Source organism: Flavobacterium sp., from assembly GCF_030146175.1.
Classification (GTDB): Bacteria; Bacteroidota; Bacteroidia; order Flavobacteriales; family Flavobacteriaceae; genus Flavobacterium.
Window position 1 is genome coordinate 1 of record NZ_JASLCE010000032.1, and the last position, 20,962, is coordinate 20,962.

General features: G+C 39.5%; 23 protein-coding genes. 17 read left to right on the forward strand and 6 right to left on the reverse strand.

Annotated features, from left to right (window positions below):
* Nucleotides 1-101 precede the first annotated feature (101 nt).
* Complete coding sequence (pepE, locus tag Q1R07_RS03525; RefSeq protein WP_300486062.1) at nucleotides 102-809, reverse strand: dipeptidase PepE; 708 nt, start codon at nucleotides 807-809, stop codon at nucleotides 102-104.
* A gap of 169 nt (nucleotides 810-978) precedes the next feature.
* On the opposite strand from pepE, the gene Q1R07_RS03530 reads away from it, so the two are divergent.
* The 7 genes from Q1R07_RS03530 (at nucleotide 979) to Q1R07_RS03560 (ending at nucleotide 7,062) form a co-directional block, all read left to right on the forward strand.
* Nucleotides 979-1,725 (forward strand): hypothetical protein, encoded by a 747-nt coding sequence (locus Q1R07_RS03530; RefSeq protein WP_300486064.1) that lies wholly within the window; start codon nucleotides 979-981, stop codon nucleotides 1,723-1,725.
* Between the two features lie 39 nt (nucleotides 1,726-1,764).
* Entirely contained in the window at nucleotides 1,765-2,508 is a 744-nt protein-coding gene (locus Q1R07_RS03535) for a hypothetical protein (protein ID WP_300486066.1), read from the forward strand.
* Nucleotides 2,498-3,289 carry a hypothetical protein gene (locus Q1R07_RS03540; protein WP_300486068.1) on the forward strand — a complete coding sequence of 264 codons (792 nt, stop codon included), beginning with the start codon at nucleotides 2,498-2,500 and terminating at the stop codon, nucleotides 3,287-3,289. Before Q1R07_RS03535 ends, Q1R07_RS03540 begins: the two co-directional genes overlap by 11 nt.
* Nucleotides 3,290-3,304: 15 nt before the next feature.
* The gene (locus Q1R07_RS03545) at nucleotides 3,305-3,808 is read left to right on the forward strand and encodes a DUF6702 family protein (RefSeq protein WP_300486070.1); all 504 of its coding nucleotides are present in this window, start codon (nucleotides 3,305-3,307) and stop codon (nucleotides 3,806-3,808) included.
* A 12-nt stretch (nucleotides 3,809-3,820) separates the two neighbouring features.
* A complete protein-coding gene (locus tag Q1R07_RS03550) occupies nucleotides 3,821-6,088 on the forward strand; it encodes a M1 family metallopeptidase (protein ID WP_300486072.1) in 2,268 nt (755 codons plus the stop codon).
* Between the two features lie 105 nt (nucleotides 6,089-6,193).
* On the forward strand, nucleotides 6,194-6,493 hold the full coding sequence (locus tag Q1R07_RS03555; protein WP_136402173.1) for a twin-arginine translocase TatA/TatE family subunit: 300 nt from the start codon (nucleotides 6,194-6,196) through the stop codon (nucleotides 6,491-6,493).
* Complete coding sequence (locus Q1R07_RS03560; protein WP_300486130.1) at nucleotides 6,493-7,062, forward strand: phosphatase PAP2 family protein; 570 nt, start codon at nucleotides 6,493-6,495, stop codon at nucleotides 7,060-7,062. Before Q1R07_RS03555 ends, Q1R07_RS03560 begins: the two co-directional genes overlap by 1 nt.
* Nucleotides 7,063-7,164: 102 nt before the next feature.
* On the opposite strand, the gene Q1R07_RS03565 is transcribed toward Q1R07_RS03560, so the two are convergent.
* Entirely contained in the window at nucleotides 7,165-7,806 is a 642-nt protein-coding gene (locus tag Q1R07_RS03565; RefSeq protein WP_300486076.1) for an O-methyltransferase, read from the reverse strand.
* Between the two features lie 78 nt (nucleotides 7,807-7,884).
* Here Q1R07_RS03565 and rlmN point away from each other — a divergent pair, with 78 nt between their 5' ends.
* The 6 genes from rlmN (at nucleotide 7,885) to dnaG (ending at nucleotide 14,732) form a co-directional block, all read left to right on the forward strand.
* Nucleotides 7,885-8,934, forward strand: a complete 1,050-nt coding sequence (rlmN, locus tag Q1R07_RS03570; RefSeq protein ID WP_300486078.1) for a 23S rRNA (adenine(2503)-C(2))-methyltransferase RlmN — start codon at nucleotides 7,885-7,887, stop codon at nucleotides 8,932-8,934.
* A 265-nt stretch (nucleotides 8,935-9,199) separates the two neighbouring features.
* Nucleotides 9,200-10,180: a polyprenyl synthetase family protein gene (locus Q1R07_RS03575; protein WP_300486080.1), complete on the forward strand. Its 981-nt coding sequence runs from the start codon at nucleotides 9,200-9,202 to the stop codon at nucleotides 10,178-10,180.
* Between the two features lie 135 nt (nucleotides 10,181-10,315).
* The gene (locus Q1R07_RS03580) at nucleotides 10,316-10,876 is read left to right on the forward strand and encodes an RNA polymerase sigma factor (protein ID WP_300486082.1); all 561 of its coding nucleotides are present in this window, start codon (nucleotides 10,316-10,318) and stop codon (nucleotides 10,874-10,876) included.
* Nucleotides 10,863-11,558, forward strand: a complete 696-nt coding sequence (locus Q1R07_RS03585; protein WP_300486084.1) for a hypothetical protein — start codon at nucleotides 10,863-10,865, stop codon at nucleotides 11,556-11,558. The genes Q1R07_RS03580 and Q1R07_RS03585 overlap by 14 nt, the downstream gene beginning before the upstream one ends.
* A gap of 36 nt (nucleotides 11,559-11,594) precedes the next feature.
* Entirely contained in the window at nucleotides 11,595-12,638 is a 1,044-nt protein-coding gene (locus Q1R07_RS03590) for a hypothetical protein (RefSeq protein WP_300486086.1), read from the forward strand.
* Between the two features lie 111 nt (nucleotides 12,639-12,749).
* Nucleotides 12,750-14,732, forward strand: coding sequence for a DNA primase (dnaG, locus tag Q1R07_RS03595; protein ID WP_300486089.1), 1,983 nt, complete (start codon nucleotides 12,750-12,752; stop codon nucleotides 14,730-14,732).
* On the opposite strand, the gene Q1R07_RS03600 is transcribed toward dnaG, so the two are convergent.
* The gene (locus tag Q1R07_RS03600) at nucleotides 14,729-15,358 is read right to left on the reverse strand and encodes a response regulator transcription factor (protein ID WP_136402182.1); all 630 of its coding nucleotides are present in this window, start codon (nucleotides 15,356-15,358) and stop codon (nucleotides 14,729-14,731) included. The two genes, dnaG and Q1R07_RS03600, sit on opposite strands and share 4 nt — an antisense overlap.
* Before the next feature lie 77 nt (nucleotides 15,359-15,435).
* Nucleotides 15,436-16,242, reverse strand: coding sequence for an NAD(+) synthase (nadE, locus tag Q1R07_RS03605; protein ID WP_300486092.1), 807 nt, complete (start codon nucleotides 16,240-16,242; stop codon nucleotides 15,436-15,438).
* Between the two features lie 148 nt (nucleotides 16,243-16,390).
* On the opposite strand from nadE, the gene gldB reads away from it, so the two are divergent.
* A complete protein-coding gene (gene gldB / locus Q1R07_RS03610) occupies nucleotides 16,391-17,350 on the forward strand; it encodes a gliding motility lipoprotein GldB (RefSeq protein WP_300486094.1) in 960 nt (319 codons plus the stop codon).
* Nucleotides 17,350-17,688: a gliding motility protein GldC gene (gldC, locus tag Q1R07_RS03615; RefSeq protein WP_300486096.1), complete on the forward strand. Its 339-nt coding sequence runs from the start codon at nucleotides 17,350-17,352 to the stop codon at nucleotides 17,686-17,688. The genes gldB and gldC overlap by 1 nt, the downstream gene beginning before the upstream one ends.
* Before the next feature lie 31 nt (nucleotides 17,689-17,719).
* Here the strand turns inward: gldC and yihA are convergent, their stop codons facing one another.
* Together yihA and Q1R07_RS03625 are read right to left on the reverse strand one after the other, a co-directional pair.
* Nucleotides 17,720-18,337, reverse strand: coding sequence for a ribosome biogenesis GTP-binding protein YihA/YsxC (gene yihA / locus Q1R07_RS03620; RefSeq protein ID WP_300486098.1), 618 nt, complete (start codon nucleotides 18,335-18,337; stop codon nucleotides 17,720-17,722).
* A gap of 69 nt (nucleotides 18,338-18,406) precedes the next feature.
* Nucleotides 18,407-19,171, reverse strand: coding sequence for an alpha/beta hydrolase (locus Q1R07_RS03625; RefSeq protein ID WP_300486100.1), 765 nt, complete (start codon nucleotides 19,169-19,171; stop codon nucleotides 18,407-18,409).
* 415 nt (nucleotides 19,172-19,586) lie between these two features.
* Here Q1R07_RS03625 and mraZ point away from each other — a divergent pair, with 415 nt between their 5' ends.
* Nucleotides 19,587-20,057 carry a division/cell wall cluster transcriptional repressor MraZ gene (gene mraZ, locus Q1R07_RS03630; RefSeq protein ID WP_300486102.1) on the forward strand — a complete coding sequence of 157 codons (471 nt, stop codon included), beginning with the start codon at nucleotides 19,587-19,589 and terminating at the stop codon, nucleotides 20,055-20,057.
* The gene (gene rsmH / locus Q1R07_RS03635) at nucleotides 20,032-20,940 is read left to right on the forward strand and encodes a 16S rRNA (cytosine(1402)-N(4))-methyltransferase RsmH (protein WP_300486104.1); all 909 of its coding nucleotides are present in this window, start codon (nucleotides 20,032-20,034) and stop codon (nucleotides 20,938-20,940) included. Before mraZ ends, rsmH begins: the two co-directional genes overlap by 26 nt.
* Nucleotides 20,941-20,962: the final 22 nt, after the last annotated feature.

Below are 20,962 nucleotides of genomic sequence, written 5' to 3' on the forward strand. Positions count from 1 at the left end.
AGCTCCAGCCTTCCAAGCTGGTTGTCGCGAGTTCGAGCCTCGTCTTCCGCTCCATAAAAAAACCGAAACATTTGTTTCGGTTTTTTTGTTTTATACTGGTTTTATTTCAGATTGCTTAAATCGCTTTCAGGGGCAATTTCTTCCGGTTCCTGATTCTGACGGAACAAACGGGCGTGTAGCGCTCCTTTAAGTGTGATCGTATTTCCGCTTACTTCCAACCAGCTTCCTTCGCGCAATCCCAATACCGACTGCGAATTAAAATGATGAAATTCGTTAATGCGGGTTTCGCGGGTTTCGCCCATATGGGTCGAATTAACATCCGGATCCAAATAATGTGGATTGATATTAAAGGAAACAAATCCCAATGTTTTAAAACTCGGTGGATATACAATTGGCATATCGTTAGTTGTTCCCATCGTTAGTCCGCAAATATTACTTCCGGCTGAGGTGCCAAGATAAGGTGTTCCGTTTTTGACAGCAGTTTCCAGTGCGTCGATAACTTTGGTTTGGTATAATTGACTAACCAATAAAAACGTATTTCCACCACCGGTAAAAATACCTTCTGCGGCAGCTACAGCTTCGATCGGATTCTCATATTCGTGAATTCCTTTTACGGCAATATTGATTTTGGAAAATGCCTCGCGTACTTTTTCGGTATACGCTTCATGCGAAATCCCACCGGGACGGGCATAAGGGATAAATAACAAGGTTGTTACATTTTTAAAATGCGCAACCAAAGTGGGTAAAAGATAGTCCAGGTAACTTCCGCTGTGAAGTGTTGAAGTACTGGCAATTATAAGTTTTTTCATGGTGTTGGGTTCGGTTTGGGTCAAAGATACATTTAATTACAAAAAGAAAGTCAAATGTGAAATTCTCGCTTTTAACAAATTTTTACAAAGTTGTTGGCAATAAATTTGGAGAATAAGCAAATATTTTTACCCAATATATTCGAATTTAATAAAGAATAAAAAACTTTGAATGAAACACCAACTACTTTTTTTTTTATTGCTGTGTACCACCCTGCTTTCGGCTCAAAATGAAAAACCGCTGAAAGGAAAACTTATAGCCGAAACAAATGGTGATGTAGAAGGGATTTCAGTTGTGAATCTGACCACGGAAAAGCAGGTATTGTCCCGTAAAGACGGAAGTTTTACCATTACCGCTGCGGCCGGAGATGTGATACAATTTTCGTCTATTCAATATGAAGAAAAAAAGATAACCGTCAAAGAAATTGATTTTGAAGATGGGGAGCTATTGCTGAAAATGGTGGCCAAAGTGAATAAATTAAGCGAAGTCTATATTGAAAAAAGTGGTATTACTTCCGAAAGCCTCGGAATTGTGCCGATGGGACAAAAACAATATACGCCAGCCGAACGCAAGTTAAAAACAGCGGGCGATTTTAAACCGATACAATTGTTAAATCTATTGGGAGGTGCTTTGCCTTTTGATCCGATTATTAATAAAATAACGGGAAAAACCGAACGACTTAAAAAGGAACTATCCGTTGAACAGCGCGAAATGCTAATGGATCGTTTAAAAGGTTGGTTCCAGGAGCCTTTTGTGACAGATGAACTTAAAATTCAACAGGAGTACGTGGACGGTTTCTGGTTGTATGCGATGGATGATGCCGGTTTTAAAAAAGCGGTAAACGAAAGAAATAAGACTTTGGCGACTTTTTTACTAACGGAGCTGGCTGTAAAATATAAAAAATTAATTTCCGAATAAATGTCCGGTAAAAAAGCATATTGCGAAAAGGCGCAACAAATGAATAAGATTTTTCCTTTGATTTTATTGGTAATTTCTGTAACTTCATACGCACAGAATACAAAAGTCCTGAAAGGGAAAGTTATGGCTGCGACATCGGAGTTGGACGGTATTCACGTGATCAATAAAAGAACGGAAAAAGCGGTAGTGACGGAAAAAGGCGGCTTTTTTGCAATAATGGCCCAACCGAATGACACGCTGATTTTTTCGGCAGTCCAATTTAAAGGTCGGCAAATCCGACTGGAGGAAAAGGATTTTAACGAGGAGTTGTTCTATGTCAAATTAGACGTGATGATACGCCAGTTAAAAGAGGTCGTGATCAATGAATATGGAAATATCAATTCGGAAAGTTTGGGATTGGTTCCGAGAGGACAGAAAAAATACACGCCGGCCGAAAGAAAATTAAAAACAGCCACCGGAACCGATGCACAAATAGGAACGAATACGGTTGTAGGTCTTGACCCGTTGTTAAACTGGTTTTCCGGACGGACATCGATGCTGAAAAAAGAAGTTGAAATAGAGAAAAAAGAGCTGTTCCGACAAAAGTTGGAAGGGATGTATGACGAAGAGTATTTTGTAAATACCTTAAAAATTCCACAGGAATATGTACAGGGATTTATCTTTTATGCTGTCGAAAACGAACGATTTACAGCAGCGATAAAAGCCAAAAACAAAACACTGGCTACGTTTTATCTGAATGAACTGGCCGTGCAATACCGAAAAATAATTACAGATGAAAAATAAACTGCTGCTTATCCTGTTGTTACTGACTTTTCAAGCGTTTTCACAAACCACTACCCGGGAACTGCTAAAAGGTCAGATACAAATCGATAGTCTCGATGCCGAAAATATTACGATTCTGAACACGGCAACCCGTATTAAAACGAATACCGGTAAAATGGGGGAATTCGAAATTTATGCCCGGGCGAAAGATACACTGGTTTTTTCGAGCCTTTCCTTTAGTCCGCTGATGGTTGTATTGGAAAAAAGAGATTTCGACATGCAAATTCTTAGGATCCGACTTACCGTCGAGGTAAACCAGCTAAACGAAGTAATTGTAAAACGACTTTCCGGGGATTTGGAACGGGATACCCGAAAATTAAAAGATCGAAGCCAGCGGATAGCCGTATCGGAGAATACCTTATTTCAGACCGATTTTAAAACCGATTACCTGACCAGACCAACCACACCGCCGGTAATTACCAGTATGAGCCCGCTCACGGGTGTCGACTTTATTAAGGTGGGGGAAATGGTGGGTCGCCTCTTCAAATCCAAACGCAAAACCGATACCGGGACTGCTACTTTTGTAACCGATAAGATTTTTGCCGATGCCGTAAGAGAAAGAGTTTCCACGCCGTTTTTTACCGATGTCTTAAAACTTAAAAAAGACGATATCGGACCTTTTTTAACCTATTGCGATCAGGGTACGCTTACCCGCGAATTATTGGAGCCGCAACACGAATTTGAACTGATCGATTATCTGATCAGTAAAAGTAAAACGTATCAACAGGCGAAAAAGAAATAATACTATCTTTGGAGGATGACAAAGTTGTTGCGATACGGTTTTTTATTCCTGCTATTGTTGAGTCTTAGCGCAGCGGGATTTCATAAATTCTATGTCTCCATCTATCAGGTTAATTATGTGCCGGAAAAAAAAGCCCTGCAGATAACCGCGCGGATTTTTACAGACGATTTGGAAAAAGCCCTCGAACGAAAAGTTAAGAAAAAGATTTATCTGGCCACCACAAAAGAAGCTCCGGAAGCGGAAGAACTTTTAAAAAAATACCTGACCGATAAATTGCATATCCGCATTAATAATACGGAAAAGGCGATCCGATTTCTCGGACGGGAAACCGAAGACGATGTTGTGATTTGTTATCTGACTGTGCCGGTAACCGAAAAAATTACATCGGTAGAAGTATACAATACGGCACTGACGGAAATATATCCGGATCAGCAAAATATCATTCATACGAATATAAATAGTAACAAAAAGAGTCTTTTGCTGACCAATAGTAACCCAAAAGAAAAAATTGAATATTAGACTGTTATAACCATGAAAAAATCGGCATCTGTTTTTTCAATACTGGCTTTGGCAATTCCCTTAATGACCATGGGCCAGGATACAAAAAATTCGGGTAAAAGAGAACCCGGACATTACGACACGAACAAGTTTAGCCAGATGTATACCCAAATGGCAACTCCAAACATGTTCCGTACCGCATCCGGAGCACCCGGACCGGCTTACTACCAGCAACAGGCAGATTATAAAATCAAAGTTGAACTCGACGATAAAAATACCCGTCTGAGCGGCGAAGAAACCATCACCTATTATAACAATTCACCCGATCCATTGGATTATTTATGGGTGCAATTGGATCAGAACGAAAAGAAACCCGATTCCAAATCGCCATTGGTGGAAAACCAGCGAATGGATGGCGCGATGACGCCCGACGGATTTACAAAGAAATTCATGCAACAGCCGTTTCAAGGTGGTTATAACATCGAATTTGTAAAAGACGCCAAAGGGAATCCGATGAAATATACGATCAATCAGACCATGATGCGTATCGACCTGGATAAAACCCTTAAAAAAGGTGAGAAAATCTCGTTTTCGATAAAATGGTGGTACAACATCAACAATTATAGAGTGGACGGAGGTCGTTCCGGATACGAACATTTTGATAAAGATGGAAACAACCTGTATGTAATTGCACAGTTCTATCCGCGTATGGCCGTTTATAACGACGTAGAAGGATGGCAAAACATGCAGTTCTGGGGCGAAGGAGAATTTGCCTTGCCGTTTGGTAACTTTGAAGTGAGCATAACCGTTCCGGCCGATCACGTAATGGAAGCCACCGGTGAACTGCAAAATCGCAAAGAGGTTTTTACAGCCGAACAGCTAAAACGCTACCAGCAGGCCGAAAGTTCCTATGATAACCCGGTTATCGTAGTGACGCAGGCCGAAGCCGAACAACGATCCAAAACCGTTTCGGATCAGAAAAAAACATGGAAATTTAAAGCGACCAACGTACGGGACTTTGCTTTTTCGACATCGCGAAAATTTATTTACGATGCGATGGCGGTAAAAATTGGCGGTAAAAATGTCATGGCCATTTCCTTATATCCGCCGGAAGCTAACCCGTTATGGGAACAGTATTCTACCCGTGTGGTAGCACATACGCTAAAAAGCTATTCCAGCTATACCTTTGATTATCCGTATCCGAAAGCCGTATCCATTTCGGCCGAAGACCAGGGGATGGAATACCCAATGATCTGTTGGAATTACGGACGTCCTGATGAAAAAGGTTTTGTGAGCGACCGATTAAAATACGGTATGATGGGTGTAATTATCCACGAAGTAGGACATAACTTTTTCCCGATGATTGTTAATTCCGACGAACGTCAGTGGACTTGGATGGATGAAGGATTAAACACCTTTCTGGAATATCTTACCGAACAAAGTTGGGATAAAAACTTCCCGTCAAGCAGAGGGCCGGCGGCTAAAATCGTACCGTATATGAGTGGTGATCAACGATTTTTGGAACCGATTATGTCCAATTCGGAAACGATCCATCAGTTTGGTGCCAATGCCTACGCAAAACCGGCTACCGGATTAAATATACTACGCGAAACCATCATGGGGCATGAATTATTTGATCATGCTTTTAGAACCTATGCCAACCGTTGGAAATTCAAGCATCCGACACCGGAAGATTTTTTCCGTACGATGGAAGACGCTTCGGCTGTTGATCTGGATTGGTTCTGGAAAGGCTGGTTTTACTCGACCGATTATGTAGATATTGGAATCAAAAATGTAAAACAATTCTATGTGTCGGAAGAGCCAACTAAAGAAATGAAAGACTTTGCGGCCAAAAGAGGACGTTTTCTACAAGACAACGGACCATTTGTGTATTTGGTGTCCGATAGTAGTGAAGATTTTAAACCGGGTATAAAAAAACCATTTGTCATTCAGGACGTAAAACTGCTGAACGATTATGTGGAAACCTTGTCACCGGAAGATCGAAAAAATCTGAAAGCACCGAAATATTTTTACGAAGTCGAATTCGAAAAACCGGGAGGGATGATGATGCCAATCCTTGTGGATTTGGAATTTGAAGACGGAACAATTCAAAATTACGTATTTCCGGTACAAATCTGGCGCAAAGGAAACGAAGTAGTAAAACGCGTTTTTGCGACCGAAAAACCGGTTAAAAAGATACAACTGGATCCAAAACTGCAAACGGCCGATGTCGATGTGACCAACAACGTATGGCCTAAAGAAACACCAAAATCGAAGTTTGATCAGTTTGAAAAAAACTAATAGAAGCACTCGAAAGAGTGCTTTTGTGTTAATAAAAGTCAAAAACCGGGAAATAAAAACGGAACTTCGTAAATTTGCTACTTATAACTTTCAAACTTATAGACAATGTTTGGTATCGGAGGCGGAGAAATATTCCTTATTATATTAGTCGTTTTAATGTTATTTGGTTCGGATAAAGTGCCGGAAATCGCGAGAACCCTTGGAAAAGGGATGGCGCAGATTAAGCACGCAACCAACGACATTAAAAACGAAATTCAAAAAAGTGCTGAAGAAAACGGCTTAACCAAAGATTTGGATTTTACCAAAGATCTGGATTTGGATCTGACCGGCGGTATTCGAAAAGAAATTGATAAAGCCAAAGAGGATATTGAAGATATTTCCGGACCGATAAAACGACAAATGTAATCTTGGAGCATTTAATTCAACTCGACAAACAATTACTGGTTTTTTTAAATGGCTTGGGTTCCGAACGTTTTGACGGACTCTGGCTGATCATTACCAAACAAGCGTATTGGACACCAATATTTCTGTATGTATTCTATCTGTTGTACAAAAAACTGGGTTGGAAACACATGTTATTGGTGATTTTCTCTCTAGCCTTATTGATCGCATTTACCGATCAGATGACGAATCTGGTAAAAAACAGCGTACAGCGTTTGCGTCCGTGTAACGATCCGGAAACCAAAGACATTATCCGTTTGGTGAAACAAAGTTCGTCGTTTAGTTATTTTTCGGGACATGCGGCCAACTCATTGGCATCGACTACGTTTATAGTGTTGATTCTACGGAAATACTACAAATATGCCTTTTTGTTTTTCCTGTTCCCATTGATCTTTGCATATAGCCGTATTTACCTTGGGCTACATTTTCCGGGTGATATTCTTTCCGGTTATATTTTCGGAATTGGAACCGGTTATTTGTTTTCAAAAATATATGAAGTATATCGGAAAAAATATTTTCCGGATAGTATATAATTTTAGACCTGACAGGTTTTTTTGCAAACCGCTGAGAAACCTGTCAGGTCTGCATCGCATCTAAACAGAAAAGGGATTACAATTTGTAATCCCTTTTCTGTTTTAAAGTACACGGCTAACGGTCAATCCGTCGCGGATCGGCAATAAAACCGTTTCGACTCTTGGATCGTCTTTTAGTAGCTGGTTATACTCCAGTAATATTTTAGTACTCTTATCATTGGCTTTTACCGTTTCCAGAATTTTACCGGACCATAATACATTATCCGATAGAATAACACCGCCTTTATTCATTAACGGAACGATCATCTGGAAATAGTTGATATAGTTTTCTTTATCGGCATCAATAAATACCAGATCAAACTTTTTGTTCAACGTTGGAATAATTTCCAAAGCATTCCCCAAATGTTGGTGAATCTGGTCTTTCCATTCTGATTGATCAAAATATTTGCGCTGGAAATCGAATAACTCCTCGTTGATGTCGATGGTGTCCAAAGTACCGTTTTCAACTAGACCTTCCGCCAGACATAACGCGGCATAACCGGTATAGGTTCCGATTTCCAGAATGGACTTCGGGCGAATCAATTTGGAAAGTATACTCAAAACACGCCCTTGAAAATGACCGCTCAACATACGGGGTTGCAGGATTTTCTGGTGGGTTTCCTTATTTAAGGCGGCGAGCAAAGCCGGTTCGTTTTCGGAATGTGCCGCTACATAATCTTCTAAAGTCTCGGAGATAAAATGCATAACGTAAATTTTTTACAAAATTACAAATTACCAAAAGCAGAAACGACCAATTATACAAATTGTTACTAACTTTGTGCCATGCAAACGGAAAAGAAAGATATTAGAGCGTTAAGTAAAGAGCAGTTACGCGATTTTTTTGTAGCTCAGGGCGACAAAGCATTTCGCGGGAACCAGGTATACGAATGGCTATGGAATAAAGGCGCGCATAAATTTGACGATATGACCAATGTCGCCAAAGCAACGCGGCAGATGTTGGAGGATAATTTTGTGATCAACCATATTAAGGTCGATCAGATGCAACGTAGTGAAGACGGTACGGTAAAAAATGCGGTTCGTTTACACGACGGATTGATAGTGGAAAGTGTTTTGATTCCGACGGAAACGCGAACAACAGCCTGCGTATCCAGTCAGGTAGGATGTAGTCTGGATTGTAACTTCTGTGCTACGGCGCGTTTAAAACGAATGCGAAACCTGAATCCGGATGAAATTTACGATCAGGTCGTGGCAATTGACAACGAAAGTAAACTTTATTTTGACCGTCCGTTATCGAATATTGTATTTATGGGGATGGGCGAACCGTTGATGAATTACAATAACGTAATGAAAGCAATTGATATGATCACTTCTCCTGAAGGTTTGGGAATGTCGCCAAAACGTATTACCGTTTCGACGTCCGGGATTCCGAAGATGATCAAAAAATTAGCGGATGACGAAGTAAAATTCAAACTGGCTGTTTCATTACACTCGGCTATCGATGAAACCCGTTCGCAGATCATGCCTTTTTCTGAAAATTTCCCGTTAAAAGATTTACGCGAAAGTCTGGAATATTGGTATTCCAAAACCAAAAGCCGCGTAACCTACGAATATGTGGTGTGGAAAGGAATCAACGATGATAAAAAATCGATCGATGCATTGGTTAAATTTTGTAAATACGTACCGTGTAAAGTAAACCTGATTGAATACAACCCAATCGACGATGGTGAATTTCAACAGGCTCCGGCAGCGGCAATCGACGCTTATATTAGTGCGTTGGAACGAAACGATATTGTAGCAAAAGTGCGACGAAGTCGTGGAAAAGATATCGATGCGGCTTGCGGTCAGTTGGCCAACAAAGAAGCAGAAGCATAAAAAAAGCCCCTTTAAGGGGCTTTTTCAATGGTAATAACCATGTAATCTAAAGTGATAATCGAAGTTTCTTTTCCGGGATAAAGCTATTACGCTTTATACATTGATCAACATAAAATCATTTTCGACAGCCTTACTGATCAGGTTGTTTTTCCTGTAAAATAGAATGAATGATTTGTTGGTAATTATATATTAACGTAAAAAAATAAAGTTTAGTATAAAAATTATCATTTTTTACTTTCCGACCAAATTGGTATATTTGAAACCGATGAAAATTGTAGAGCAAATAAAACAACCGATTGGTACAGAAATGGAACTTTTTGAAAAGAAGTTTCATGAATCGATGTCCTCAAAGGTTGCCTTGCTCAACAGAATTACCTATTATATTGTAAACCGAAAAGGGAAACAAATGCGACCGATGTTTGTTTTCTTAACGGCAAAAATGGTTTCCGGCGGAACCGTTAACGAACGTACCTATCGCGGTGCGTCGGTTATCGAATTAATCCATACCGCCACTTTGGTTCATGACGATGTCGTTGATGATAGTAACCGTCGCCGCGGCTTTTTCTCGATTAATGCCTTATGGAAAAACAAAATTGCCGTTTTGGTGGGCGATTACCTGTTGTCCAAAGGATTGCTGCTTTCGATCGACAACAATGATTTCGATTTGTTAAAGATCATATCCGTTGCTGTTCGTGAAATGAGTGAAGGCGAATTGCTTCAGATCGAAAAAGCAAGACGACTGGATATTACGGAAGATGTTTATTATGAAATCATCCGACAAAAAACGGCTACGCTGATTGCGGCTTGTTGCGCCTTGGGAGCCTGTGCGGTAAAACCCGAAGATACTGAAGTGGTAGAACGCATGCGGAAATTCGGGGAATTGATCGGAATGGCATTCCAGATCAAAGACGATCTTTTCGATTATACCGATGATGCCATCGGGAAACCAACGGGAATCGACATCAAAGAACAAAAAATGACACTTCCGTTGATTTATGCACTTAACAATTGTACGACCAAAGAAAAAAACTGGTGCATTAATTCCATCAAAAACCATAATAAAGACAAGAAACGCGTTCGCGAAGTCATTGCTTTTGTAAAAGAACGGAACGGACTAATCTACGCCGAGCAAAAAATGGTGCAATTCCAACAGGAAGCACTTTCATTACTGCAGAATTTCCCGGATTCACCTTATAAAAACGCACTAACGTTAATGGTGAACTACGTGATCGAAAGAAAAAAATAATTTTTTTTTAAAATAATAGCACTGTAAAATCTTGTTTTTCAGTGTTTTTCAAAAATTTTAAACTTTTTTGTATATCCCATACAACCATTTACAGAGCAAGCCCGTCTATAGTAATAGAAACATCTGATAATTATTTTGAGAGTAATCAACCTACATCAGGAAGAAAAGGAACTAATCGCGTTGGCAGTCGACAACAATCGACATGCACAGCATAAGATATATTCGCTTTTTGCTCCGAAGATGCTAAGTGTTTGCCGACAGTATTTAAAAGATGTTCATCTGGCGGAAGATGTGATGATCACCGCTTTTATGAAAGTGTTTACCAATTTAAAAACATTCGAACATAAAGGCAGTTTTGAAGGATGGATCCGACGGATTATGGTTAACGAATGTATCTCACACATCCGGGTACAAAAACCGGTAAAATTTACCGAAGACGAAAGTTATTTTGAAGAGCGGTTCAACGATATCGAAAGCCAATTGTCGGTAGACGATATCCAGTTTCTGATCGATAAATTACCCGACGGTTATCGTATGGTTTTTAATCTTTATGCGATTGAAGGGTATAAGCATCAGGAAATCGGAAAAATGTTGGGAATTAGCGAAGGAACATCAAAATCACAACTTTCGCACGCCCGGAAAATGTTGCAGGAACAAATTAACAAACTAAAAAATTATCAAAATGGAACCGAATAAATTAGAAGAGGATTTCAGAGATAAGTTGAATTCAAGAAAGATTCAACCCTCCGAAATGGCATGGGACAGATTGAATGCGATGCTTTCGGTTTCCGAAAAGAAAAAGCCGAAACGTAGCTACAAATGGTTGTCTATGGCGGCGGTTTTTGTCGGAATGTTGTTCGTGGGAACCTTATTAATGGAACAACAAAAAGAAGACCTAAAAATAAAAGAAACAATAAAAACGGTTGCCAAACAGAAACAGGATTCAATAACGTCGGAAATCAATACAACACCTTTGGCAATAGAAGAAGTTGTTTCGGAATCCGTTAAAAATGAAAAGAGCAACATTGCAGCTGTTGTAAAAACAAATGTTAAGTCAATAGTGAAAGCACAATCCGGTACCGCTATCGGGCAACAAACAACAACCACTCCGGAAACACAAATTGTTGAAGTAACACCGCCAAAAGAAATCAAAAAGACAACCACCACGGTGGATGTGGAAAGCTTGCTGGCATCGGTAGATAAAAATGCTCCAACAAAAAGTACGATTAAAAAAGGGAATGTAAAAGTCGACGCCAATTCCCTGTTAAGTACTGTTGAAGGAGAAATCACTACCGACTATCGCGAAGGTGTATTTCAGACGATCAATCGGAATTTTAAAACCGTAAAATCGGCTGTAGCGAATCGCAATACCGAATAAATCAATCAATAAATCGAATAGTTAAAATTTAGAATTATGCAGAAAATTATTTTTTATGTAGTGGCTTTCGTATGCCTGGTGGTGACGAAAATCCACGCTCAGGAAAACTTTGAAAACCGTGCAAAAGTAATTGCCGCCAATATCGAAAGAATCACCAAAGAGGAAAAAGCCATCCTAAAAAACAAGGTAGACAGTATTAATGCGCGTTGGGAGCAAAATCAGATTACCCGTGAAGAAGCCGATACGCAAAAATTAGAAGCCGCCAATTACCACGCCAAGCGAATCGAAGAACGTGTAGCGGTAGAGGAAGCCAACTTAAACCTGTTGGTTAAAGAACAGGTAGATGGTAAAATCAAAGAGCGTGATACAACGAAAACAGATGAAGAAGGTTATTTCGTATTAAAGTATAAAAAAGGTAAAAATAAATTTAAGTCCGGCGAAAAAAGAACCACAACACAGTTGGTTGTTGCAGGAGGTGTTAACAATGTTATGACCGATGGTGCTTTGGCAAATTCAAAATTCAGATATTGGGGATCCCATTTTTATGAAGTCGGATTAACGTTGAATACGCGATTGGCAAAAAACGATAACCTGTTACATTTAAAATATGGTTTTTCGGCGGTGTACAACAATCTTAGACCTTCGGATAATCAGTATTTTGTAAAAAACTATGATCAAACTGATCTTGCGCCTTCATCGGTATGGTTAAAAGAATCCAGATTGCGCAACGTGCAACTAATCTTCCCGGTGCATTTGGAATTTGATTTTACACCGGTTAAGACCAATGATAAAGGCGAAAAAGTTTTTAGAACACATCAGAATTTTCGTGCCGGAATTGGAGGATACATCGGTGCGAATCTGAATACCAAACAGTTTTTGGAATACGAACGCGATGGTTATGATATTGAAGAAACCCAAAATAGTGGTTTTAATACCAACGGTTTTATATACGGTTTGAGTACTTATGTAGGGTATCGTTCGATGTCTTTATATCTAAAATACGATCTGAATCCGTTATTTAAAGATAATGCTACAAAGCAAAACAACATTTCATTGGGATTGCGTTTTGACTTCAATTAAAGTTTAGGTTAGTTATACTTTTTTTATCAGGTGCTCATAATGGGCACCTTTTGTTTTTTAGTCTATACATATTTGTATAGAATAACTCCCGTATCGTATCTTTGTCGGACTATGATTGCACAGAATACTATAGATACCGTTTTCGAAACAGCCCGGGTTGAGGAAGTAATTGGCGATTTTGTCCAGTTAAAACGAGCGGGAAGCAACCTAAAAGGGTTGAGTCCGTTTGTGGACGAAAAATCACCGTCTTTTATGGTCTCGCCGGTAAAGCAGATCTGGAAAGATTTTAGTTCCGGAAAAGGCGGAAATGTAGTGACGTTTCTAATGGAGCACGAACATTTTTCCTATCCGGAAGCGATTCGTTACCTCGCGAGAAAATACAATATCGAGATCGAAGAAACGGAGCAATCCAATGAAGAGAAGGAAGAAGCCAATGAAAAAGAAAGTATGTATCTGGTTTCCGAATTTGCACAGCAATATTTTCACAATATCCTGACGCTTTCCGAAGAAGGAAAAGCCATAGGTTATTCGTATTTTAAAGAAAGAGGATTTACCGCCGAAACAATCAAAAAATTTGGATTGGGATATTCGCCCGAAACCTGGGATGCGTTCACAAAAGAAGCGCTCGGTAAGGGATATCGTCTGGAATATCTGGACAAAACCGGACTTACCATTGTAAAAGAAGACAAGCAATTCGACCGTTTTAAGGGAAGGGTAATGTTTCCGATACAAAGTATGTCTGGGCGCGTATTGGGGTTTGGCGGTCGTATATTGACCAACGATAAAAAAGCGGCCAAATACCTCAACTCACCCGAAAGTGATATCTATCATAAGAGTAAAGTACTATACGGAATCTTCCATGCCAAACAGGCTATCGCCAAACAGGATAATTGTTATCTGGTGGAAGGGTATACCGATGTGATTCAGTTTAATCAGGCCGGAATCGAAAACGTAGTCGCTTCGTCCGGTACGGCTTTAACACCCGATCAGATTCGACTGGTAAACCGTCTGACCAAAAATATCACAGTCCTTTTTGATGGTGATGCGGCAGGTTTGCGTGCGTCTGTTCGCGGGGTGGATCTTATTCTGGAAGCCGGAATGAACGTAAAAGTATGTTCGTTTCCCGATGGAGAAGACCCGGATAGTTTTGCTAAAAAAACGCCATATGACGAATTGGTACGTTATCTGGACGAAAACGCCAAGGATTTTATTCAGTTTAAAGCCTCGCTTTTAATGCGGGAAGCCAATAACGATCCGATTAAAAAAGCCGAGCTGATTCGCGACATGGTCACGAGTATTTCCAAGATTCCGGATCGTATCAAACGCGAAGTATATATACAGGAATGTTCCCGAATTATGGACATTTCCGAACAGGTTTTGGTGGATACGCTGGCGCAAATGGTGCAAAAAGATGTAGCCGATGCCGGAAAAAAACTAAAACAAGAGCAAAAGGAAAAAGTTTTCGAAGTGGTTAAAAACCAGGAGAGCTTACAGGCGTCAAAAATAGATGTACTGTACGAACTGGAACGCAAACTGATCGAAATTCTGTTGCTATATGGAAATGCTGTAGAAGAATTTGAAGACGTTATTCTAAAAGCGAATGAAGAAGGTGAGATGACGGAAGTGAGTGAAATGAACAATTATAAAGTGTACCACCGAATTTACCTGAGTTTACAGGAAGATGAGGTTGAATTGGGTAACGAATCGTTCCGGGCGATTTATAATCACCTGATCAATTATTACCATCAGAATGAAACCTTTGAAATAGAGCAATATTTAATGCGACTGGAGCCCGAACTGGCACGTGAAGTGACAAATATCTTAATGGAAGATGAGCGCGAGGCATTGCATAACTGGGAAGTACAACAGATTATTGTAAAACAGAAAAACCAAACGATAAGTCAATACGTTTCAGAAACCATACTGACTTTACGTTGGTTTTTAGTAGACAGGATTATTAACGACCTTAAAAACTCCCTTAGTATGGAAGTTACGGCAGATAATTCGGAAATCCTGATGATGGCAGTAGACTACCAAAAATTGATCAATACTTTTTCAAAAAAACTGGGACGCGTAATGTCGCGTTACAGCTAGACGATTTCTAATGTTTTGGCCTTATTGACCAAGTCTACCAGATTCGTTACATGTAATTTGGTTAGTAAACGAAGCTTGTAGGTACTAATTGTTTTCTCGTTTAAATTCAACAGTTTGGCAATCTCCTTGTTTTTCTTTCCATCGCTTAAATAGCGTAATACTTCGATTTCCCGGGATGATAATTTGCGGTAAAGTCTGTCGGTTTTACGTCCTTTGTTTAGAAGTGCAAGGTTTTTACGAACGGCCTCACTAAAGATAATGTTCCCGACAAAGACGCTTTTTATGGCAAACTCTAATTCTTCCAGTTTCGAGTTTTTATGCATATAGGCCGAAACACCGGCTTTTAATGCATTGGGTGCGTAAATTTGTTCAGCTAAATTTGTAAAAATAACAATCTTAGTGTTCGGGTACTCTTTGGTTAAGGTTTTAACGGTGCTAATGCTCGTTAAACCGTCCAATTCCAAATCTAAAACAACGACATCTACGTTCTTTTTCCGTAGTAATTCCTCTAGGCCATATAAATTACTAACAACTCCGACAAAATTGATCTCCGAATTATCCTTGAAAAAGGACTTCACCCCATACTGAACGACGGGATGATTATCTGCTAAACAAACTTTTATCATCTTCAATAGGTTTTAATAGTAATTATCTGTAAAGTTACTAAAAAAAATATAAACGATTGATAATCAGTGAAAGAAAATTATTTCAAATCTTCAGGGATGTTGCAAACCGGTATTGGGTTCATTTTGTGTTGGTTAGCGGTGTTAAGTCTACGGTAAATTCTCATAACTTCGTGTTCTCTTCCTACAAAATCGTTTTCAGTCTTACCATTTTTGTATGCTAGCATAGCAAATTCCAATTCATCGTAGCTCGCGCCCAACTGATCTTCGTCACTTCGGTCGTCTCCAAATAACCCGTCTGTAGGTTTTGCCTGAATAATGCTACCGGGTACATTTAAGTATTGTGCCAATAAACGAACTTCCGATTTCATCAGGTCGGCAATCGGACTTAAATCAACACCGCCATCTCCGTATTTGGTAAAAAAGCCTACACCGAAATCTTCGATCTTATTTCCGGTTCCGGCAACCAAGGCACTATGCAATCCGGCAAAATAGTAAAGCGTGGTCATGCGCAGCCGGGCGCGGGTATTGGCCAGGGTAAGGTTTAAAATGGCCTCGTTATCCGAAGAAGAGACTTGTTGTTTAAAGTTTTCGAAAACCGGAGTTAGATCAGAAATCACACTGGAAACATTCTCAAAACGTTTTTTAAGCTGATCAATATGTTCCTGACCTCTTGAAACCTGACTGGCGGCCTGGTGGATCGGCATTTCCACACATAAGGTCGGTAAACCGGTCTGCGCGCATAACGTTGAGGTTACGGCCGAATCGATTCCACCGGATATTCCCACAACAAAACCTTTAACGCGGGCTTGAGCGGCATAATCTTTTAGCCAGTTTACAATATGCAGGTTGATTTTTTCAGCTTGAAAGGAGTTTGTAGGGACCATAGAAATATTATGAAGATTTTATAAAACGGTAATGTTATATTTGCAAAAAAATAATTGCGATAAAAATAACAAAAAATTAGCCGTGATTATCCGAGTGATGCAATCAAATAGGAATAGGGCTAAAACTTAATTATAAATTCACAGAGGCATGAAAAAATATTTGACAGGGGTTTTTATGGTTTTGGTACTGATCGCCTGTAAAAAGGAAGATAAAGTGGCAAAGGAAGTGGATAAGATCCCGGTGAAGGTAGAAATCGAACGATTTGATAAGGTTTTTTACGAATCTCCGGTTTCCGATTTTCCAAAAATCAAACGGGAATTCCATTATTTTTTCCCAGCAGGGAATCCCGATACGGTTTGGACCAATAGAATGCAAAATCCGTTAAACCGCGAATTATATGGCGAGGTAAAGAAAAAATATCCAAACAACAATGCCTTTGAAGGTGATCTGGTGGATTTGTTCAAACACATTCAATATTACTTCCCGGAATATAAAACGCCGAAAGTGGTTACATTGATATCGGAAATGGACTATGAGAACAAAGCCATTTTTGCGGATAGTCTAGTGATCATCTCATTAGATATGTATTTGGGGAAAGACAATCGTTTGTATGAATTCCCACAGTATTACAAACAAAACTTCGAACCGTCGCAAATGATGCCGGATATCGTGGCGAGCTTGGCGGCTAAAAAAATAAAGGCAACAGACGATCGTTCCCTATTGGCGCAAATGATCTATTTTGGCAAAGAGTTGTACATGAAAGACCTGATGTTGCCGGATATGTCGGATGCGGATAAAATTGCGTATACCGAAGAACAACTAAAATGGTGTCAGGAAAACGAATCGGAAATGTGGAAATACTTGGTAAACGAAAAATTGTTGTACGATACCAATCCAAAGCTAACGCAACGTTTTATATCGACAGCACCTTTTTCTAAATTCTATCTGGAAATCGATGCCGAATCACCGGGAAGAGTAGGAACCTGGTTGGGATGGCAAATTGTACGTTCGTATATGAAAAACAATCCGGACGTAAACTTACAGCAATTGCTGGTGACCGATGCAAAAGAAATATTTGATAACTCAAAATACAAACCCAAAAAATAATGGCAAAGAATATTAAATCCGAAATAAAAATACAAATCGAACTGGACGAAAACCGCGTTCCGGAAAAATTAAAATGGAAAGCACAGGACGGTGGTGTAGAAGCTGCCGAAGCCAAAGCAATGTTGCTGGCGATGTGGGATAGTAAAGTACAAGAGACATTACAGATCAACCTGTGGACAAAAGACATGCCGGTAGATGAAATGAAAGTGTTTTTTCATCAGACTTTAGTGGCTATGGCGGATACGTATCACCGTGCTACCGATGACGAAAAAATGACGGAAACCATGCGGGACTTCTGCGATTATTTTGCAGAAAAGCTGGAATTGGGTAAAAAATAAAAAAGAAAAAGCGGTTGAAAAACCGCTTTTTTTATAGATCATTATTTTTAAAAATACCGTCGTTCACGCCATCGATAAAATCCAATAGCGGTTCGCGGCCAACAACGTCCAGCGAAGAGGTGATAAAATGCTGTGGCATTTCTTCCCAATTATTCGCCAATAATGCTTTGCGATATGCCGCAATATTCTGTTCCACTTTTCCTTTGCTGATTTTGTCGGATTTGGTAAAAATGATACAAAACGGCACTTCGATTTCACCAAGGTAATTGATAAATTCCAAATCGATTTTCTGGGCTTCCAATCGGATGTCAATCAAAACAAAGGCACAAACCAATTGTTCTCTTTTTTCGAAATAATCGGTGATAAATTGTTGGAACGTTTCTTTTGCTTTTTTCGAAACACGCGCATAACCATAACCTGGTAAATCGACCAAAAACCAGTTATTATTGATTTTAAAGTGGTTGATCAATTGCGTTTTTCCGGGTCTTCCCGAAGTTTTTGCCAGATTCTTATGGTTGGTCAACATGTTGATCAACGAAGATTTTCCAACGTTGGATCGTCCGATAAAAGCGTATTCCGGTAAAGGTTCTTTCGGGCATTTGCTTACTTCAGAATTACTGATGACAAATTCGGCAGTATTAATTTTCATGGTTTCCGGATTTCAGATTTGTTTTAAAAAAGCATTCGGTACTTTTTTGGAGTACCGAATGAAAGTATATTATAAGTTGGCTTTTTTGAGCCACTCCAACATTAGTCGGTTAAATTCGTCCGGATGTTCCATCATCGCGGCATGTCCGCATTTGTCAATCCAGTATAAATCGGAATTTGGCAAAAGTCGGTTAAACTCTTCGGCTACATCCGGTGGTGTTACTTTGTCGTTTCGTCCCCAGATAATTCCGGTTGGCGTATCCATTTTCGGAAGATCTTTAGCCATATTATGACGAATTGCACTTTTGGCAATCGCCAACGTTTTTAACAGTTTCATTCGGTCGTTCACGGTCGCATACACGTCGTCAACAATTTCTTTAGTGGCAACTTTCGGATCGTAAAAAACATCCTCCGCTTTTTTTCGGATATAGTCATAATCGCCGCGTTTCGGATAGCTTTCGCCCATAGCGCTTTCATAAAGTCCGGAACTTCCGGTAATCACCAACCCGGCCATTTTTTCCGGATACATTTTAGTGTGATATAGGGCGATATGACCGCCAAGGGAATTTCCTAAAAGGATTACTTTTTCGTAGCCTTTATACGTAATAAAGTCTTTTACAAATTTTGAAAAAGCCTTCACGTTGGTTTTTAAAATACTGTTGGTGTAAAGTGGTAACTCGGGAATAACAACCTTGTAGCCATGTTTTGGAAAAAAATCAGCGACTCCGTCAAAGTTACTCAGTCCACCCATTAGTCCGTGTAAAATAATGATAGGCGTGCCTTCTCCTGCTTCAAAATAACGGTATTTGCCCTCTTTTTTTAACGTATGCTCCATGTATTTATGATACGGTTTCAAATTCTCACAAATATAGGACTTTCTAAAGAAATAAGAAGTTTTGAAAGGTAAAATCGAAAATACTTTGCCTTTAAGAAATTGTAACGCGTTTTTGTAACAGTAACAGGTTAATTATCAGTTGCTTTTTGTAAATAAAAATCAAAAAAGGGTGATTTTTTTGGGGTTTTGGGTGATTATTAAAAATGTGTATAAAAATGAAGCTTTTTTTAAGGATAATGATGTGATTGAAGAAAAACAATGCAATATTCTTAATGATTAGAAATGAGAACATTAGTGAAATTTCCTATATTTTAGGTTTTGAGTGTAAAAACTTATCAACAAAGTGGGAATATGTGGTAAAAAGTGGTAAAAAAATCTGTACTTTTGCTATAAATCAAATCAAAAAGAGCGAATCTTGACCAATATAATCGGGACATATGAGTGTAAAATTGATTCAAAAGGAAGGCTAATGGTGCCGGCTCCTTTGAAGAAACAATTGCCTGCTCCAACCGATGGTTTTGTGTTAAAACGCTCCATTTTTGATCAGTGTGTAGAGTTGTGGCCAAAGGCAGAATGGGATATCATGATGTTGAAAATCAACAAACTGAACCGTTTTGTAAAAAAGAATAACGACTTTATTCGAAAGTTTATGGCCGGTGTGAAAATGGTAGAGATCGATGATGCCGGACGACTATTGATAACAAAAGATCTGATTGAATATGCGGGAATTTCCAAAGATTTGGTTTTGACCTCAAAGGTAAATATCATCGAGATCTGGGACAAGGATTTGTATGAAAAATCAATATCAGGAGACGATATGGATTTTGCAGACCTGGCCGAAGAAGTAATGGGTAATTTAAATGACGACGACAATGGAATATCATAATCCGGTATTATTAAAAGAAACGGTTGGTGGGTTGAATATAAAACCGGATGGTATTTATGTGGATGTAACCTTCGGTGGAGGTGGTCATTCACGGGAAATCATGCGTCATCTTGGGCCAAACGGAAAATTGTTTGCCTTTGATCAGGATACCGATGCATTGGCGAATGTAATAGACGATGAACGATTTACGCTGATCAATGAAAACTTTCGCTATATCAAACGGTTTTTGCGTTTTCACGGCGTAAAACAAGTAGATGGAATATTAGGTGATTTGGGGGTTTCGTCTCATCAATTTGATGTTCCGGAAAGAGGATTTTCAACCCGATTTGATGCCGAACTGGATATGCGAATGAATCAGAAAGGGGAATTGAGTGCTTTTCATGTGGTAAACGAATATGACGAGTCGGATTTAAAACGGATGTTCTTTGATTATGGTGAATTGAAAAATGCCGGAGCGCTTGCGAATACAATTGTAACAGCGCGAAAAGAAAATCCGATCCGCAATACCGAACAATTAAAAAAAGTGTTAAGCCGCTTTTTACCGGCACACAAAAGCAATAAAATTCTGGCGCAAATCTATCAGGCGATACGTATAGAAGTAAACCAGGAAATGGACGTGCTAAAAGAGTTTTTAGAACAGTCGCTGGAGCTGTTAAAGCCGGAAGGGCGTTTGAGTGTGATTTCCTATCATTCATTGGAAGACCGACTGGTAAAACGCTTTATGCGAAACGGAATGTTTGAAGGAGAACCGGAACGCGATTTCTTTGGAAGATTTGAAGTGCCATTCCAATTAATAGGAAAACTGATCGTGCCTTCGGAAGAAGAAATTGCGATAAACAACCGGGCGCGGAGTGCTAAATTAAGGATCGCTGAAAAACGCTGAAACAAACCCAAACACGAAGAGT